Origin of the sequence: Streptomyces sp. NPDC087440 (assembly GCF_044744005.1) — a bacterium.
Lineage (GTDB): Bacteria > Actinomycetota > Actinomycetes > Streptomycetales > Streptomycetaceae > Streptomyces.
Genome location: NZ_JBIUXN010000024.1, coordinates 74,695 through 91,727, shown reverse-complemented (window position 1 = coordinate 91,727; position 17,033 = coordinate 74,695). Strand labels below are relative to the sequence as shown.

Below are 17,033 nucleotides of genomic sequence, written 5' to 3'. Positions count from 1 at the left end.
GGGAGTGGGGGGGATCATGGGCTTACGAAGACGGGTCGGCCGGAGTCGGAGAGCGGCGGCCTGGGTCGCGTCCCTCGCCGCGATCGCCGGGACGCCGGCCTGCGACACCCCGGCGGCCGAGGCGGCGAGCCCCGAGCGGCGGCAGCTGCGGGACGCCCTGACCGCACTGCGCGCCTCCGGGACGTACACCATGACCGGAACCCTCCGTTCCCCCGACGGCTCGCGCGACAAGGTCGCCGTCCGCCGCGACGGCAAGGGCGACTGCGTCGGGACGATCGGCGGCGCCGACGGCATCGTCATCGGCGGCCTCGGCCGCCCGGTGAAGGTCGCGCCGCCGGACACCTGGGGCACCATCACGGACGACCAGCTGCTGAAGTCCCTTCGCATCAAGGGAAGTTGACCGCCACCCACCGCACGGCCCCTGGCGGGAACCCCACCCCCGACCCTGACAAAAGTCGGGGTCGGCGCGGGACGAAGGTGCACCGCGCCGGACCCCCGTCGATTCCTAGCGTGGCGACCATGAACGACGCCATCGTCCACGCAGTCGAAGGATTCGTCACGACCCCCTGGGTGTACGTGCTCCTCTTCGGCATCGCCGCCCTCGACGGGTTCTTCCCCGTCGTCCCCAGCGAGACCCTGGTCATCACCCTCGGAGTCTTCGCGGCCTCCACCGGAGACCCCTCGCTGCCCCTGATCGTCCTGGTCGCCGCGCTCGGCGCCTTCACCGGCGACCACATCTCGTACGCGATAGGCCGCACCTCCGGCAGCCGCATTTTTGCCCGGCTGAAGCCCGGCAGCCGCACCCAACGGGCGTACGAGAGAGTGGGCGCCCTCCTCCAACAGCGCGGCGGGCTCGTCCTCGTCGTCGCCCGCTACATCCCCGGCGGCCGCACCGCCGCCACGCTCACCACCGGGGCGACCGGCTTCCCGCGCCGCTCCTTCACGCGCTACGACGCGGTCGCCGCCTCGACCTGGGCGGTCTACTCCGCCGGTCTCGGCTTCCTGGGCGGTGCGGCCTTCGAGGACGAACCCCTGCTCGGCGTGGCCGTCGGCCTGGGCCTCGCCTTCTCGATCACCCTCCTGCACGAGGGATTCCGCTGGGTGCGGACCCGGCGGGCTACAGCCGCAGGTCGTCCGTGATGATGCGCTCGATGTTGCGTTCCGCGAGGGCGGTGATGGTGACGAACGGGTTGACGCTCGTGTTGCCCGGGATGAGGGCTCCGTCCATCACGTACAGGCCCGGATGGCCGTGCAGGCGGCCGTAGTTGTCGGTGGCCCTGTTGAGGATCGCGCCGCCGAGCGGGTGGTAGGTGAGGTGGTCGCCCCAGATCTTGTACGCGCCGAACAGGTCGGTGCGGTAGATCGTGCCCTCCTTCTTGTTGATCGTGTCGAAGATGGTCTTCGCCGCGTCGATGGAGGGCTGCTTCCAGGCCGTCTGCCAGTCGAGGTCGACCCGACCGGCGGACGCGTTCCAGGTGAACTGGGCGCGGTGCGGGTTCTTGGTGATGGAGAGGTAGAAGGAGGCGTACGTCTCGATGCCGGTCGGCAGCGGGGCCACCTCGGCGAACGCGCCGCCCGCGTCCCAGTTGTCGATGCCCGCGGTGGGCATGGAGGCCTGGAGCTTGCCGGTGGCGTCCCACATGTGGTTGGCGCGGCCGCACATCACGTTGCCGTTGTCGCCCCAGCCCCGGCCGATCTCGTCGTTGAGGCGCGGGAGCGCTCCGGTCGCCTTCAGCTTGGTGAGGAGCTTGCTGGTGCCGACGCTGCCCGCCGCGAAGAAGACACGGTCGGCGGTCACGGACTTGGTGGCGGTGACCGTGCCGGTCGTGTCGAGCTGCTCGACGAGGACCGTGTAGCCGGATGCCGCCGGGGTCACCGAAGTCACCCTGTGGAGAGGGGAGATGGTGACGCGTCCGGTGGCCTTCGCCTGGGCGAGATAGGTCTTCTGGAGGGACTTCTTGCCGTAGTTGTTGCCGTACAGGACCTCGGCGTTGAGGGCCGACTTCGGTACCAGGCCCGCCAGTTCCTGCTTCATGTACTCCCAGTCGTACACGTTCGGTACGAAGACGAACGGGAACCCCGAGCGCTCGGCGTGCTTGCGGCCGACCCGCGCGTACTGGTAACACGCAGCCGACTCCCACCACCGGGGGTCGACCTCGGTGACGCCGAGCCCGGCGTTGGCGCGGGGGTAGTACGTGGCGTACATCTCCTCGATGTTGACCGAGGGGAGCACTGCGCCGAACCGCTCGCGGCGCGGGGTGACGGCCATGCCGCCGTTCACCAGGGAGCCGCCGCCGACGCCCCGGCCCTGGTAGACGGTGATGCCGCTGAAGTCCTCCGCGTCCAGGATGCCGGTGTGGCGCGGGACGTCCTTGTCGAGCGGGAAGCCCAGGAAGTTGGACAGGGGCTGCTTGGTTCTGGTGCGCAGCCAGAAGGAGCGGTAGTCGGGTTTGGTGGTGTTGGCGAAGATGTTGCCGTCCGGGCCCGGAGTGTCCCAGGCCATGCCCATCTCGACCATGTGGACGTCGACCCCGGCGCGGGCCAGCCGCAGGGCGGTGACGGAGCCGCCGTAGCCGGTGCCGATGACCAGGGCCGGGACGTGCTCGCCGTTGGTCAGGGCCGGGCGTCGGGGTGCGGCGTGTACGGCGGGGGAGAAGGGGCCGGCGAGCGCGGCGGTGCCGAGGAGGGCGCCGGTGCCGGTGAGGAAGAGGCGGCGGGAGGTGCCGGGAGAGGGAGACGTTGCTTGTGTTGTCTGCGAGGTCTGCGAGGTCTGCGAGGTCTGCGAGGTTAAGTCGCTCACGGGAGGTTCCTCACTCTTGTGGGAAGAGGAGCGAGTTGTACTACTTGGGGCCTGTGAAGTCACGGCATACCGATGAGTAAGTTTTCTCCGGCCTTGAGATAAGGGGCGAAGCGGAACGCGGTCGCACATGTGTTTAGGGCGCACGGTGGCGCACAGTGGCGGGCCATGTGCCCCCTGTGCTTCGCGAGGCGGGCGCAGAAGCGTTCCTTCGCCGGAGGGCTGGGCACTGGTGTCATCCCCCACTGAAGGAGTGGCAGTGATCCGTGTCCAAGTCGCCTATGCGGCAGGTCTGTTCAGGTCGGCGCTGGTGGCGCTGTTGCGGGACCAGGAAGGCCTGGAGGTGTCGTGCCGGGACGCGGTCTCCGGTCCCCGTGCGGCGGACTGTCCGCCGGTCGACGTACGGGTGGCCGACGCGGAGGAACTGACGCCCCGGCCCAGCCGAACGACAAGCGGAGCCCCGCACCGCGACGCCCCCGAGGACGCCGGACTCCTCGTCCTGGCCACCGTGAACCGCCCCGGAGTGCTGCGCAGGGCCTTCGACGCGGGGGCGCTGGGCTACGTCGACAAGCAGGGTTCCCCCTGTCGATTAGTCGAGGGAATCCACGCGGTCGCGCGAGGGGAGCGGTACGTCGACGAGTCACTCGCCGTCGGGCTCCTGCGCGCCACGCAGATTCCCCTCACCCCAAGGGAGCTGGGCGTGCTCTCGCTCGCCGCGCAGGGCGCGTGCGTCGCCGAGATCGCGCTCGACCTGCACCTCTCCCGGGGAACGGTACGGAACTACCTCGCGGCGGCCATCCGCAAGACCGGCGCGCGCAACAGGGTCGACGCGATCCGCATCGCGGGTGCGGCGGGCTGGATGTGAGAAGGGTGGCGCGGGGACCTGCGGTCGACAGCCCGTCAGATCCCGGTACAGCGGCGACCTTTCCAGCAGTTCGGCGTGCGTTCCGCAGTCCGCCCGGGTCCCGTCGAGTACGAGAACACGGTCGGCCCGCAGCGCGGACGTCATCCGGTGCGCCACCACGACCAGCGCCCCCGGCCGCGCGGCCAGCACCCGTTCGGCGCGCTCCTCCGCCTCGGGGTCGAGGTGGCAGGTGGCCTCGTCCAGCACCAGGAGGGGGGCGGGGGAGAGGTGGGCCCGGGCCAGGGTCACCAACTGCCGCTCGCCCTCCGAGAGGTGGCCGGGGTCGATCTCCGCGTCCATCCCGCCGAGCCGCGCGACCAGGGGGCCCAGGCCGAGCGCGTCGACGGCCGCCGCGACCTCGGCGGGCGTCGCCCCCGGGCGGAGGTGGGTGAGGTTCTCGCGGAGGCTCGCGGTGAAGACGTACGCCTCCTGCGGAACGAGGGCGCACTGGGCGGGCCCGCACGGGGGCCGCCCAGCGATCCGGACGGCTCCCCGGTCGGGGACGAGCAGCCCGGCGAGGACGTTCGCCAGGGTGGACTTCCCGATGCCGCTGGGCCCGACGACGGCCAGGTGCTCGCCCGGGCCGATGGCGAGGGACAGGCCGTCGAGGACGGGGTGCGCTCCGGGCCCGTAGGCGAGGGTGACCCGGTGGAGTTCGGCGGCGGGCGGGTGGTCCGATGCGGGTCCGGTCGGGGTGTGGGGTGGGGCCGGGCTCGGGTGCGGGGGTTCCATGAACCGGTCCAGGACGACGAGCAGTCGTGTTCCCGCCGCGCCCAGGGCGGTCATCAGCGTGTGCAGGGCGGGCAGCAGCGACTGGACGAGATAGGCGAGCGCCCCGGTCAGCACCCCTGCCCCGACTCCCCGCTCCAGGAGCCACGGGGTCGTCAGGAGGAGGAGCAGCGGGGGCAGTTGACCGGCGATGCCCAGGGCGATCGTCCGTACGGCGGCCCAGCGGGCCAGCACCCGCGCCGCCCGGGCGGCAGCCTCCGCCGAGGTGTCCGTCGCCGCACCGACCTCGTCCGCGATCCCGCAGGCGGTCACGTCCCGCAGCCCGGCCGCCGCCGCCCGCACCCGGTCGGTGTACGCCTCCTCCGCGTCCAGCGCGGCCCGCTGGGCGTGCGCCATGGGCCGCAGGGCCGCGAGGAAGAGGCCGAGCCCGAGGGCCAGGGGAGGCAGGGTGACCAGCAGGAGTTCGGGCGCGAGCGCGAACATCCCGGCGAACGCACCGACCGCCGTGAACACGAAGGACCGTGCGGTGAGCACCAGCCCGGCGAAGCTGTCCCGGGCGATCTCGGTCTGCTGCGTGAGCCGGGAGACGGCCGTGCCGGGGGTGCTCGCCCGGGCGGGGCCGGTCGTCCCCGTCGCCGTGGCCGCGTGCAGGGACTGGTCGACCGTCCTGCGGATCAGGCCGTCCCTGAACGGTTCGACCAGCGCCGCCAGTTGGGCGAAGACACCGCGCGCCACCGGGCCCCCGGCCACGATCGCCAGCGCCGCCACGGCCAGCCAGACCAGGCCCGTGCCCGGGTGACCGGCGAGGAAGCCCCGGTCCAGGGACTGGGCCAGGCAGTAGCCGCCCAGGAAGGTCTGGGCCGACTCGGCGAGCGACCAGCCCGTGAGGCGGGCCAGTGCCCCCCGGTGCCGGGCGAGGAAGCGGCGTCCGTCGGCGCGCAGCCGGGCGCGGGAGGGGTGGCGTCCGGTCATGCGGGACCTTCCGTGTCCACCGCGAAGACCCGCCGGTAGGCGGGCTGCGCCCAGAGGTCCTCGTGCGGGCCCACGCCGCGCACCCGGCCCGCCTCCAGCCACACCACCCGGTCCGCCCGCGCGGCGGACGACAGGCGGTGGGCGACCACCAGCCGGGTGGCCGGGCCCACGTCCCGGGACAGGGCCTCCTCGATGCGGCGCTCGGTCGCCGTGTCCAGGCTGGACGTCGCATCGTCCAGGACGAGCAGCCGCCCGGCGTGCGCGAACGCCCGTGCCAGGCCCAGGCGTTGGTGCTCGCCGCCGGACAGGGGAGCCGCTGCGGGCGGAGTGTCGTACCCGTCGGGCAGCAGCCGTACGAAATCGTCCGCACCCGCCGCCCGCGCCGCTGCCCGCACCTCGGTCGGCGTCGCCCGGCGGGCGCCCGAGGCGAGTGCTTCGCCCAGCGTCTCCCCGAAGAGCGCCGGGCGCTCGAAGGCGTACCCGATCGCGCGGCGGAGATCGTGTCGTTCGACGTCCGGCAGGGGTACGCCGTCGAGTCGTACGGTGCCCGACGTCGGGGCGCACAGGCCGCCCGCGACGGCCGCCAGGGTCGACTTGCCGGAGCCGGAGCGTCCGACCACGGCGGTCGTCGTGCCGCCGGGGAGGGTGAGGGTGACGCCGGTGAGGAGGGGGGTGTCGTCCTGTGCCACGCCGACCTCGTGCAGCTCCAGGGTGCCCGGGCCGTCCGGGGGGAGCGGCCGGGTGCCCGAGGGGAGTGCGGGGAGGGCGAGGAGGGCGCAGAGGCGGGCGGCGGCGGTGCGGCTGCGGATCAGGGTGCCGAGGAAGGTGGCCACAGCACCGATTCCGGCGGCGAGGGCGGCGTACCGCGAAATCGCCAGGAGTTCGCCGACGGTCAGGCGGCCGGAGACCACGCCCAGCCCCGCGACGGCCGTGACCGCCGTGATCAGCAGGGGGAGCAGGATGTTGCTGCGGGCCACGGCCCGGCCGTGCACCTGCCACATCCGCCGTCCCTGGACGCCGAGTTCGGGCAGGGGGGCCAGGACGCGAGCACGGTCGCGGGCGAGCGTCCCCCCGGCGGCGATGCTGCGCGCGCCGGTCAGGGCCTCCGCCAGGCGGGCGGCGAGGGTCGCCTGCACGCGCTGGTAGCGGGCCACGCTGTCGGAGGAACCGGCGGCGAAGGCCCGCAGGAGGAGGAGCAGGAGGGGGAGCCCGGCGGCGAAGGCGAGGGCGCACCAGGGGTCGATCAGGGCCAGTGCGGTGAGGCCGCCGACCGGTGCGATCAGGGACGCGGCGAGGGCGGCCGCCGCGCCGGGGGCCGCGCCCGCCTCGGTGGCGTTCGCGGAGAGGCGGGTCGCGGTGTCGCCGGGCGGGAAACGGGCGGCGTCGCGGGGGGCGGCGGCGAGGAGGCCGGTCAGGGTGTGGTGGCGCAGCCAGGCGGTGGCGCGGGCCTGCGCGGTGCCGGAGCAGAGGGCTTCGGCGGCCTCCGCCAGGACGCCGACGGCCACGAGGAGGGCGCAGAGGGCCAGCCAGCGGGGGGCGGCCGCGTCGCGGGCCAGGAGGAGGTCCAGGGTGCGGCCGACGGCGGCGGGGAGGGTGAGGGCGGAGGCGGCGGAGAGGGTGGAGGTGAGGAGGAGGGTGGTGGTGGGGGTGAGGGTGCGGGGGTGGCGGGCGGCGGTGAGGAGGAGGCGGTGGGGGGTGGGTTTGCCCGTGTCGGGCTGCACGGGGGCTCCTTTGGTCGCCGGGGGCGGGGGCGGGGGCGGCAGGCGGTACCGGGGTGCGGGGCTGCGCACCGGCTCCTGCTGTGCCCTCACCCGGCACCGGGGTGTTTTCGCCCCAGCCCCGCCCCTTCACCTAAACTCGCGAGGCTGTTGGTGGGGGTTGCTGTTCCTGACGGGGCTACGCCCCTCGCCCCCTGCACGGCTTCGCCGCGCGTCCTCAAACTCCCCCAAGTTCTCGGCTTCGCTCGAACAGGGGGTACCCCCTCGACGGGCTGAAGTGCCTGGCCAGGGCTGAGGTGCTGGTGCTTCTGAGGTGCTGGTGTGCCCCTGAATGCCGCCCGAAGGGCTGGCATATCAGGGGCGCGGGGCTCTGCCGATGTGCGGCTTCGCCGCGTGGGCGCGACCAGCCACGACGTACCCGCACGGGACCGTGCACCGCCCCGGCCCGCAGGGGGAGGGACCCCGGACGCGGTATCCGCGCCCGAGGTCCCTCACAGCCGGGACCCGCAGGGTCAGTGACAGGTCGTCACGCTGAGGCTGCTGTCGCCGCACAGGAGCAGGCTGGCCCGGCTGCCGCCACCGCCGCCGCCGCCGCCGTGCTCGACGTCGCCGTTCGCCTCTTCGGTCGGGGTCTCCATCGACTGGAGGTCAAGAATGCTCATGATGATTCCTCTCACTGGGGACGGTGTTCTTTGGTTCGGCCCCCGGAAGGGGCCGGCTCTGGGGCCGCCCGAGCGGCGGCAGGAACGGCAGGTGTGCCGTTCCGGAGGGGGACTCGCACGCGGCGGCCAGGGCCAGCAGGCATCCGGCCGCCCCCGTGGAGAGGTCCATGGACAGGCGCATCATCTGCTCGCCCGGAAAGGCCAGTCGGCCGCGGTGCGGTACGGCGTGCCAGGCCAGCGCGTCGATCTGGCGGCGCACGGCCCGGGGACCCGTGCCGGGGCCCGGCGCGGTGGTGCGGCTCAGGTGCAGGACCATGCCCGCCGCGCCCCGGAACAGTCCCGGCTGCGCGTAGAAGGTGGCCTGCGCGGCGGCGACGATGTCCTGGCGGGCCCGCGCGAACTCCTCGTCGTCGGGGCGGTGCGCGAGGTAGTCGTCCAGCACCGTGCCGATGCCGACGCTGCCCGCCCCGAGGTACGGCATCGTGCGCCACCCCTCGTTGACCTGGAGTGTGCCGCCCGCGCTGCGCACGCACCGGGCGAGGTCTTGGCGCAGGGCGTCGGCCGCGAGGTCGAGGAGGCCCGGGTCGCCCGAGCGCTCGTACAGGCGCAGGAAGAGAAGTGCGCCGCCGGTCGCCCCGTGCAGCAGCCCGGCCCGCGCGGCGGCCTCGTGCGGCCGGGCCACCAGGTCGGCGCAGCGCAACGCCACGTCGTCCAGGGTGCGTTCACCGGTGGCCGCGCCGAGCGCGTCGAGGGCGAGGCCGAGTCCCGCGAGCCCGCCGTGCAGGTCGGGGGCGAGGGCCTCCCAGGGCTGGGCGAGGGCGAGTTCGGCGAGTTCCAGGGCGCGGGCGCGGTGGCCGAGGTGCTCCAGGGTCCAGGCGATGCCCGCGAGCCCGTCGTAGAAGCCGAGCGGGGTGCCGGACGCCGCTTCCCCCTTGCCGGCCAGGAGTTCCTTCGTACGGGACAGGAGCCATTCCTCGCCGGGTTCGTAGCGGCCGGCGCCGCTCACGTCGAGGGCGTACAGGACGCCTGCCGCGCCGTACGCGACGTTCTGCCCGCCGGCCGCGGTGGCGAACTGGGCGATGTCGCCCGGGAAGCAGCGGTCCTCGCGGGTGGGGGTCGCGGAGGCCCGTATCGCGTCGGCGAGGGAGTCGCGGCTGCGCGGCCAGTCGCCCGGCGCGGCGGGGAGGTAGGGGTGGGAGGGGACGAGTGCGGTGCCGTCGGGTATCCGGCATATCTCCTCGACCGCCTCCCGCAGGAAGGCCTTCGCCACCGGGAACTGGCGGGCCGCTATCTCCGCGAGGTGGGCCGCCTTCGTGCGGTCCAGGACCAGCAGGCTGGTCAGGGGTATGAAGAGGGCGAGGCGCAGGCAGGCCAGCGCGTAGCGGTCGACGTCGACGCCGCGCCGGTCGGCGGGGGCCACGAAGGCGGGGTTGGCGACGGTCTGGCGGCGGTTCTCGGAGGCGGGTGCGGCGGCCTCGAAGTCCAGCAGCACGACCTTCGACTCGTCCTCGGAGACCATGATGTTGAAGAGGTGGAGGTCGTTGAAGACCACGCCGCGGGCGTGCACGGCGGCCATCGCCTCCGCCACGAGACCGTGGATGCGCCGGGCCCACGCCGTGTACTCGGCGAGCCGTTCCGGCGTCGGGTCGGCCTCGATCAGCGGGTGGCGGCGGGCGAAGAAGGAGTTCAGCGGTCTGCCCTCGACGAACTCCATGACCAGGAAGCGGTGTTCGCCCAGCTCGAAGGCGTCCAGCACCTCCGGGGTGCAGCCGAGCCCCGACAGCCGTTCCAGCGCGTCCTGTTCGCGCCTGAGCCGGGTCACGGCGTCCGCGCCGTCGGCGGCGAGGCCCGCGTGCGGCCTGCCCTCCTTCAGGACGACCTTCCTGCCGGTCCTGGTGTCCGAACCGACGTACACCCCGCCGCCGTTGGAGAAGTGCAGCGCCTTCTCGATCGTGTAGGGCATGTCCGCGACGGTGGTCGCGGCGCGCGCCTCCAGGTGCGGGCGCAGCCAGCCGGGCGGGTCGATCCACTCCGGCATCCGGAAGGCGGGGCCGCGCACGTCGGGCACCAGCACGCCGTCGCCGTTCTCCAGCGCGGGCCGCAGCTCGCCCTTGTCGTCGTAGCAGTCGCGGCGGGTGAAGCTGCCGTAGCGCAGGTACACCGGCCCCTTGTTCCAGCGCAGGTCGCTGAGGACGTACGGTCCCGGCGACCCGGCGAGCAGCCCGTCCAGGTCCGCCGCGACGGCCGCGCACTGGGCGTCGTCGGCCGGGTAGACGGTGATGAACTTGCCGCTGCCCGCCCGGTCGGCGTACTTGGCGTTGCGGGTGTGCAGCAGATAGCGGCTCGGCACGAACTTGAAGGCGACCGAGCGCGGCACGCAGTACGCCATGACCTGCTCCAGCACCGCCTCGGCGGTGTCGAGGGTGGCCGAGACGTGGATCTTCCACCCCTGGGACGGCAGGCGGGTCGCCACGGGGCGCAGCGCGAGCCAGTCGCCGGTGCGGTGGCGCTGCCAGCCCTCGGGGACCGGTGCGGTGGCGACCGGGTAGAGGCCTCCCCGGTCGGTGTGTGCCATCCGGTGCGGAGCGTCGTAGAAGTGCCGGTCCGCGTCGCAGAACACGGCGTACCCCTTGTTCACGCGCTCTCCCCGGCCTCGTGGAAGTGCCCGGAAGCCTCGTGGAGGCTTCCCGGACCCGCTGACGGATGGAACGGTGTCACGGGGCGCCGGGGGCCGGACAGTCACCGCTGTCACCGTCCGCCCGTGCGGAACGCATGAGTAACCGCAGAGGGGGCAGGAGCGGCCGGGGGACCGGGTCCGCATCCGTGCGTCGGCCTCGTTCGCGTACCTCCCGTCCAAAGCGCGGAGGACGTGCGCGACCATGGCGTACTGTCAAGAACAGTTGTGAAAATCTGATGTGGGGCGGGTGCAACAGGCGTGACGACCGAAAACGTGACCAATGACGAGGGCGCCGTCGGGCTGCTCGACCTGATGGAGTCCCGGCGCGACGAGTTCGTGCAGGGCTGGGTGCGCTCCGTCAGCGGCACCCTGCGCGGCCGGCTCAGCGCGGCCGAGGCGGCGCAGGAGCTCAGCGAGATCTACAACGCCCTCCTCGGCGCGCTCAAGCAGGGCGGCCTGGTCGGCCGGGGCGAGCACTTCAGCGAGGTCCGCAGCCTGCTCATAGAGCTCTCCCGCAGCCGCGCCCGGCAGGGCTTCACGCCGACCGAGACCGCTTTGAGCGTGTTCTCCCTCAAGCAGGTGCTGGAGGAGGCGCTCACCGAGTCGCCGGAGGGCGCCCGTGCGTACCTCCAGCTGGCCCGGCTGCTCGACGACCTGGGCCTGTTCACCGTCGAGGAGCACTCCAAGACCCGCGAGGAGATCATCTCCTCGCAGGCCGAGCAGCTGCTCGAACTGTCCACCCCGGTCGTCAAGTTGTGGGACGGCATCCTCGGTGTGCCGCTCGTCGGCACCCTGGACTCCGCCCGTACCCAGGTCGTGATGGAGAAGCTCCTGCAGGGGCTGCTCGACTCCAACTCCACGCACGCCATCATCGACATCACCGGTGTGCCCGCCGTCGACACCCAGGTCGCCCAGCACCTGCTGAAGACCGTCGTCGCCGCCCGCATGATGGGCGCGCAGTGCATCATCTCCGGCATCCGTCCGCAGATCGCGCAGACGATCGTGGCGCTCGGCATCGAGTTCGGCGACATCGCCACCAAGGCGACGCTCGCCGCCGCCCTGCACGACGCGCTCGCCGAGATCGACGAGGCCGCCTCGCTCCGCAAGGAGGGGCTGCTGTGACCGACCGCGTGCCGGTCCTCAAGATCGGCCAGATCCTGCTGGTGTCCATCCAGACCGACCTGGAGGACCAGATGGTCCTCGACCTCCAGGAAGACCTCTCCCAGCGCATCGTCGACACCAACGCCGAGGGCGTCGTGATCGACATCACCGCACTGGAGATCGTCGACTCCTTCGTCGGCCGGATGCTCGCCACCATCGCCGCCATCTCCCGGGTGCTCGGCTCCGAGACCGTCGTCGTCGGCATGCGCCCCGCCGTCGCCATGACCCTGGTGGAGCTGGGCCTGTCGCTGCCCGGCGTGCGCACCGCGCTCACCCTGGAAAGGGGAATGGAGCAGATCAAGCGTCTGAACCAGAACCCCTCGGCCAGCAGGTGAGGGAGTACGAGGTCGCCGCCGGACAGGCGGAGACGATCCCGATCACCGGCAGCGGCGACGTGGTCAAGGCCCGCCAGGCGGTCCGCACGCTGGCGCAGCGCAGCGGTCTCTCCCTGGTCAACCAGACCAAACTGGTCACCGCGGCAAGCGAGTTGGGCCGCAACACCCTGATGTACGGGGGCGGCGGGCGGGCCCGCATCGCCGTCGTCACCCAGGGCAGCAGGACCGGCGTGTGGGCACTGTTCGAGGACGAGGGGCCCGGCATTCCGGACCTGGGCCTCGCACTCACCGACGGCTGGACCTCCGGCAGCGGCATGGGACTGGGCCTGAGCGGCGCACGCCGCCTCGTGGACGAGTTCGAGCTGGAGTCCGCGCCCGGCAAGGGCACCACCGTCAGTGTCGTGAAATGGGCACGGTGAACGCCCCGCTGCTCTCCGCAGCGGAAGACGTCGTCTGGCTCCGGGCGGGCGAGGCCCTGGCCCTGTCCGCCCGCCGGGAGGCCGGGGCGCTCGCCCAGCGCCTGGGCATGAGCGCCGACCGGACCGCCCGGGTCGAGCTGGCCGCCACCGAGGCGGCCACCAACCTCCTGCGGCACGCCGACGACGGCTCGCTGATCCTTCGGGTCAGCCGGGTCGCCGACGGCGCCGCCCTGGAGATCCTGGCCCTGGACACCGGCCCCGGCATCCCCGACATCGATGCCGCGCTGCGCGACGGGCACTCCCAGGGCGGCACCCTGGGCATCGGGCTCGGCGCGATCTCCCGGCTCTCGGACGACTTCGACGTGCACTCCCTGCACGGCCGGGGCACCCTCGTCCTCGCCCGCTTCTGGGCACCGGGGAGCGCGGGCGACTCCGGCAGCCGGGTGGCACGTGCCGCCGCCCGGCACGTCGCCGGGCTCACCCGCCCGATCAGCGGCGAGACCGTGTGCGGCGACGCCTGGGCGGCCAGGGCCGAACTCGCCGAGACGGTCGGGCTCTCCGGCGAGCGCCCGCCCGGCCGGGTCACCGCCATGATGTGCGACGGCCTGGGCCACGGCCCGCTCGCCGCCCGCGCCAGCGAACGCGCCCGCCAGGTCTTCCAGAGCACCACCCGCACCCACCTGCGGGACATCCTCCAGGAGATCCACCTGGCGCTGCGCGGCACCCGGGGCGCGGCCGTCAGCCTCGTCTCCGCCGACTTCGTCGCCCGCCGCGTCGAGGTGTGCGGCGCCGGCAACGTCAGCGCGTTCGTCGTCGACGGGGACCGCCGCACCGCCCTGATCTCGCTGCCCGGCATCGTGGGCAGCCACCTGCCCTCGCTGCGCACCTTCGACGCGGAACTGCCCCCGGGCAGCACCGTCGTCCTGCACTCCGACGGCCTCAAGGACCGCTGGGCGCCCGCCGACTTCCCCGGCCTGTTCACCCGCCAGCCCGTCATGATCGCGGGCCAGATCCTCGGCCAGGCAGGGGTGCGGCGCGACGACGCGGGCATCGTGGTGATCACCTCGCCCGCGTCATGAACGACCACCGCGTTCCCGTAGTCCCTGGCGCTCCCGACGCCGGGCGCGATCTCCTGGAGGTCGCGCTCGGCTCGGCGCAGGACGTGCTCCGCCTGCGCCGCACCGGCCTCTCCGTCTGCAAGGTGCTCGGCCTCAGCGGCGCGGGCACGGCACGTATGGTCACCGTGGTGAGCGAGATCGGCCAGAGCCTGCTGGGCGCACCGGGCCTCACGGTGTCGCTGCGCGTCGCGGGCCCCGCCGAGGGCACACCGGCCCACGGCACCTCGGCCGACGGCACACCGGACGCGTTGCTCGTCGTACGGTTCCACTGGCGCGGGAACACGCCGCTGGACCCCTCCCTCGTACAGGCGGCGACCCGGCTGCTCGACGACTGCCGTTACGTTCCCGGGGACGCCCCGGCAACCCCCGGCGCATCCCTCCCCCTCGCGTCGGTCACCCTCGCCGAGCGCCTCCCCGCCACCGGCCTCACCCTCGCCGAACGCACCGAGTGCGCCCGCAGCGCCCTGCACCGCACCGACGACGTCGACCTGGTCGAGGCGCTGCGCACCCAGAACCACGAACTCCTGCTCTCCCTGGAGGAGTCCAAGCGGCAGCAGGAGGAACTCCAGCACCTCAACGAGGAGTTGGAGGACACCAACAGCGGTGTCGTCGCCCTCTACTCCGAGCTGGCCCAGGAACTGGAGAAGACCAACAGCGGTGTCGTCGCCCTGTACGCCGAACTGGAGGACAAGACCCGGCAGTTGAGGCTCGCCGGTGAGGCCAGCACCCGCTTCTGGGCGAACGTCAGCCACGAGCTGCGCTCCCCGGCCAACTCGGTGATATCCCTCGCCCGCCTCCTGCTCGCCCCCGACGCCGAACCCCTCTCCGCCGAGCAGAGCCGCCAGGTCTCCCTCATCGCCGCCTCCGGCAACACCCTGCTCGCGCTGGTCGAGGAACTCCTCGACGTCGCCAAGGCCGAATCGGGCCGCCTCGACCCCCTCCTGGTCCCCACCGACCTCACCACCCTCTTCCACCAGTTGCGCGGCACCCTGCTGGGCACCGCCCAGCCCGGCGTCGTCCTCGCCATCCCCGACGTCCCGCAGGGCCTGCACCTGGTCACCGACGAGGTCATGCTCACCCGGGTCCTGCGCAACATCCTCTCCAACGGCCTGAAGTTCACCGATTACGGCTCCGTCCGCCTCACCCTCGACACCGAGGACCGGGACGGCGAGAGCTGGTTCTGCTTCACCGTCCGCGACACCGGGGTCGGCATCCCCGCCGACCAACTGGAGCGGATCTTCGAGGAGTTCTACCAGGTGCGCGGCCCGCACCAGCGCGGCAGGAGCGGCACCGGCCTCGGGCTTCCGTACGCCCGCAAGCTGACCGAACTCCTCGGCGGCCGTCTCTCCCTGACCAGCGTTGCGGGCGAGGGCACCGTCGTCACCGTCGAACTCCCCGCCGAGACCCGGCTGTCCGATGCCGCCCCGGATCTGCCGGAGCCCGGTGTCGCACTGCTGGAGTCCCTGGTCGTCATCGACGACGACACCGCGTTCCTCGCCTCGGTGCGCCCCACCCTGGAGCGGATCGCGCCGCGCGTCACCGAGATCAGCGAGGTGTACGACGCGACGGCCGTGCTGGACACGGTCAAGCGGGCGGCGGCCCAGGCGGTCCTGCTCGACCTGATGATGCCCGCCCTCGACGGCTACCAGATACTCCAGCACCTCGCCGCCGACCCCGCGACGGCCCGGCTGCCGGTCGTGGTGATCACCTCGGCCGACGCCACCGACGTCGACCGGACCCGGCTCGTACATGCCCGCGCGGTCCTGGGCAAGACGCACCTCACACCGGCCCGCATCACCGCGGCCCTGGCCCAGCGGGCGCCGGCCACCGAAGGCACGCCCCGCCCTCCCGCGCAGGAGACCGACACCGCATGACACACCTCTCCGAAGCCGCCCCCGCACTGGTCCTGGTCGTCGACGACAACCCCACCAACCGCTACGTGGTGAGCACCACCCTGCTCCGCGCCGGACACCGCGTACTGGAGGCCGCCGACGGCACCCAGGCCCTCGCCGTGCTCCGCGAGGCCGACCCGCTGCCCGAGGTCGCGATCGTGGACGTACGGCTGCCGGACATGACCGGCTTCGAGGTGTGCGAGCACATCAAGGCCGACCCGGCGACCACCAGCATCCCCGTCATCCACATCTCCGCGTCGGCCATCACCGTCTCCGACCGCACCCAGGGCCTCAACCGGGGCGCCGACGCCTACCTCACCGAGCCGATCGCCCCCGTCGAGATGCTCGCCACGGTCACCGCGACCCTGCGCTACGCCCGCGCCCGCAGCCGAGCCGAGGCCCTCGCCCGCCGCCTGCACCGCCTCAACCAGGCCACCCTCGCCCTCTACAGCGCCCCCGACGCTCGGACCCTCGCGCAGGCGGCGGCCGACAGCGCCGCCGAACTTCTCGGCACCCCGGCCGCCGTGTCCCTGACACTGCCCCAGGGCGCCCCGCACACCGCCGCCTCCCCGGCGACGTCGCCCGCACCGGACGCGCCGCCCGCCGCATCGCCCGACTCCGGCCGCACCGCCTCGCGGGGCGTGGCCGGGCGGTCCGGCTACCCCTCGCTCGCGCCCCCGGCGACCTTCCTCCTCGGGGCCAGGCTGCGCACCCTCGTCCCCGGCCAGTGGTCCTCCGTACCCGGCGTCCTGGCCGAGCACCCGCTCCTCACCCTGGTCTCGGCCCGTGCCAAACCGGCCCGACCGCCCGTCCACCTGGTCGTTCCGGCCACCGCCATCACCGGGCTCGACGACGAGGAACTCCTCGCCCAGCTCGCCCACGCCTGCACCCTCGCCCTCGAGGCGCTCAACGCGTACAGCGAGGAACACGCCCTCGCGCTCACCCTCCAGCGCGGCTTCCTCCCCGAGTTCCTGCCCGACACCACCCGCGCCGACCTCGCCGTCCGCTACCTCCCGGCGAGCCGCCAGACCGAGATCGGCGGCGACTTCTACGAAGCCCTGGTCTGTCCGGCGGGCCTCGTCGTGGCCGTCGGCGACGTGGCCGGGCACTCCCTCGACGCGGCGATGGTGATGGGACAGGTGCGGCACGCGCTGCGGGCGTACGCGACCGAGGGGCACCCGCCCGACGTCGTCCTGCGCCTCCTGGACCGGCTGCTCCGCAACACCCAGCCCGGCGTCACCGTCACCCTGTGCATCCTGCTCCTGGAGGACGACAGCGACACCGTGCAGGTCGCCAACGCCGGTCATCTGCCGCCCCTGCTGCGCACCCCCGACGGCGAGGCCCGCTTCCTGGAGGAGCACGGCCCGCTGCTCGGCGTCGGCCTGCCGCACCCGCCCGCGCTGCGCGTGCCCGTACCCCCCGGCTCGGAACTCCTGCTGGTCACCGACGGCCTGATCGAGCGCCGCCACCAGGACGTCCGCGACTCCCTGACGGCGCTCGCCGCCGCCCACGCGGAGGGCCCGCGCACGCCGGAGGCCCTGTGTGCGTACCTCCTGGAGAGGTTCCCGCCGGACGGCAACGACGACATCGCCCTGATGTCGGTGCACGTCAACGCGCATACGGGATAGGGGAGTTCGGCAACGCGCAGA

Annotated in this window: 13 protein-coding genes and 1 pseudogene; 9 read left to right on the top strand and 5 right to left on the bottom strand. The window is 73.2% G+C overall.

Annotation, left to right across the window (positions count from 1 at the left end; translation table 11 throughout):
- Positions 1–16 precede the first annotated feature (16 nt).
- Entirely contained in the window at positions 17–400 is a 384-nt protein-coding gene (locus ACIO3O_RS35275) for a hypothetical protein (RefSeq protein WP_401752972.1), read from the top strand.
- 119 nt (positions 401–519) lie between these two features.
- Entirely contained in the window at positions 520–1,140 is a 621-nt protein-coding gene (locus ACIO3O_RS35270; protein WP_401752971.1) for a DedA family protein, read from the top strand.
- On the opposite strand, the gene ACIO3O_RS35265 is transcribed toward ACIO3O_RS35270, so the two are convergent.
- Positions 1,118–2,800 (bottom strand): GMC oxidoreductase, encoded by a 1,683-nt coding sequence (locus tag ACIO3O_RS35265; protein ID WP_401752970.1) that lies wholly within the window; start codon positions 2,798–2,800, stop codon positions 1,118–1,120. The two genes, ACIO3O_RS35270 and ACIO3O_RS35265, sit on opposite strands and share 23 nt — an antisense overlap.
- Positions 2,801–2,927: 127 nt before the next feature.
- On the opposite strand from ACIO3O_RS35265, the gene ACIO3O_RS35260 reads away from it, so the two are divergent.
- Positions 2,928–3,662, top strand: coding sequence for a DNA-binding response regulator (locus ACIO3O_RS35260; protein WP_401752969.1), 735 nt, complete (start codon positions 2,928–2,930; stop codon positions 3,660–3,662).
- 30 nt (positions 3,663–3,692) lie between these two features.
- Here ACIO3O_RS35260 and ACIO3O_RS35255 read toward each other — a convergent pair.
- The 4 genes and pseudogenes from ACIO3O_RS35255 to lanKC all read right to left on the bottom strand — a co-directional run.
- Positions 3,693–5,402: pseudogene (locus tag ACIO3O_RS35255) on the bottom strand (ATP-binding cassette domain-containing protein); the annotation flags it as partial.
- On the bottom strand, positions 5,399–7,123 hold the full coding sequence (locus tag ACIO3O_RS35250; RefSeq protein ID WP_401752968.1) for an ATP-binding cassette domain-containing protein: 1,725 nt from the start codon (positions 7,121–7,123) through the stop codon (positions 5,399–5,401). The pseudogene ACIO3O_RS35255 and the gene ACIO3O_RS35250, both read right to left, overlap by 4 nt.
- 509 nt (positions 7,124–7,632) lie before the next feature.
- Entirely contained in the window at positions 7,633–7,782 is a 150-nt protein-coding gene (locus ACIO3O_RS35245) for a SapB/AmfS family lanthipeptide (protein ID WP_401752967.1), read from the bottom strand.
- On the bottom strand, positions 7,769–10,420 hold the full coding sequence (gene lanKC, locus ACIO3O_RS35240; RefSeq protein ID WP_401752966.1) for a class III lanthionine synthetase LanKC: 2,652 nt from the start codon (positions 10,418–10,420) through the stop codon (positions 7,769–7,771). The genes ACIO3O_RS35245 and lanKC overlap by 14 nt, the downstream gene beginning before the upstream one ends.
- A 312-nt stretch (positions 10,421–10,732) precedes the next feature.
- On the opposite strand from lanKC, the gene ACIO3O_RS35235 reads away from it, so the two are divergent.
- Genes ACIO3O_RS35235 through ACIO3O_RS35210 form a run of 6 tightly spaced genes read left to right on the top strand, consistent with a single transcriptional unit; the run spans position 10,733 to position 17,012 of the window.
- Positions 10,733–11,581, top strand: a complete 849-nt coding sequence (locus ACIO3O_RS35235; RefSeq protein WP_401753025.1) for an STAS domain-containing protein — start codon at positions 10,733–10,735, stop codon at positions 11,579–11,581.
- Positions 11,578–11,955 carry an STAS domain-containing protein gene (locus ACIO3O_RS35230; protein WP_401752965.1) on the top strand — a complete coding sequence of 126 codons (378 nt, stop codon included), beginning with the start codon at positions 11,578–11,580 and terminating at the stop codon, positions 11,953–11,955. The genes ACIO3O_RS35235 and ACIO3O_RS35230 overlap by 4 nt, the downstream gene beginning before the upstream one ends.
- Positions 11,952–12,374, top strand: a complete 423-nt coding sequence (locus ACIO3O_RS35225; RefSeq protein WP_401752964.1) for an anti-sigma regulatory factor — start codon at positions 11,952–11,954, stop codon at positions 12,372–12,374. The genes ACIO3O_RS35230 and ACIO3O_RS35225 overlap by 4 nt, the downstream gene beginning before the upstream one ends.
- Positions 12,362–13,453 carry an ATP-binding protein gene (locus tag ACIO3O_RS35220; RefSeq protein WP_401752963.1) on the top strand — a complete coding sequence of 364 codons (1,092 nt, stop codon included), beginning with the start codon at positions 12,362–12,364 and terminating at the stop codon, positions 13,451–13,453. Before ACIO3O_RS35225 ends, ACIO3O_RS35220 begins: the two co-directional genes overlap by 13 nt.
- Positions 13,450–15,366 (top strand): ATP-binding protein, encoded by a 1,917-nt coding sequence (locus ACIO3O_RS35215; RefSeq protein ID WP_401752962.1) that lies wholly within the window; start codon positions 13,450–13,452, stop codon positions 15,364–15,366. The genes ACIO3O_RS35220 and ACIO3O_RS35215 overlap by 4 nt, the downstream gene beginning before the upstream one ends.
- Entirely contained in the window at positions 15,363–17,012 is a 1,650-nt protein-coding gene (locus tag ACIO3O_RS35210; RefSeq protein WP_401752961.1) for a SpoIIE family protein phosphatase, read from the top strand. The genes ACIO3O_RS35215 and ACIO3O_RS35210 overlap by 4 nt, the downstream gene beginning before the upstream one ends.
- Positions 17,013–17,033: the final 21 nt, after the last annotated feature.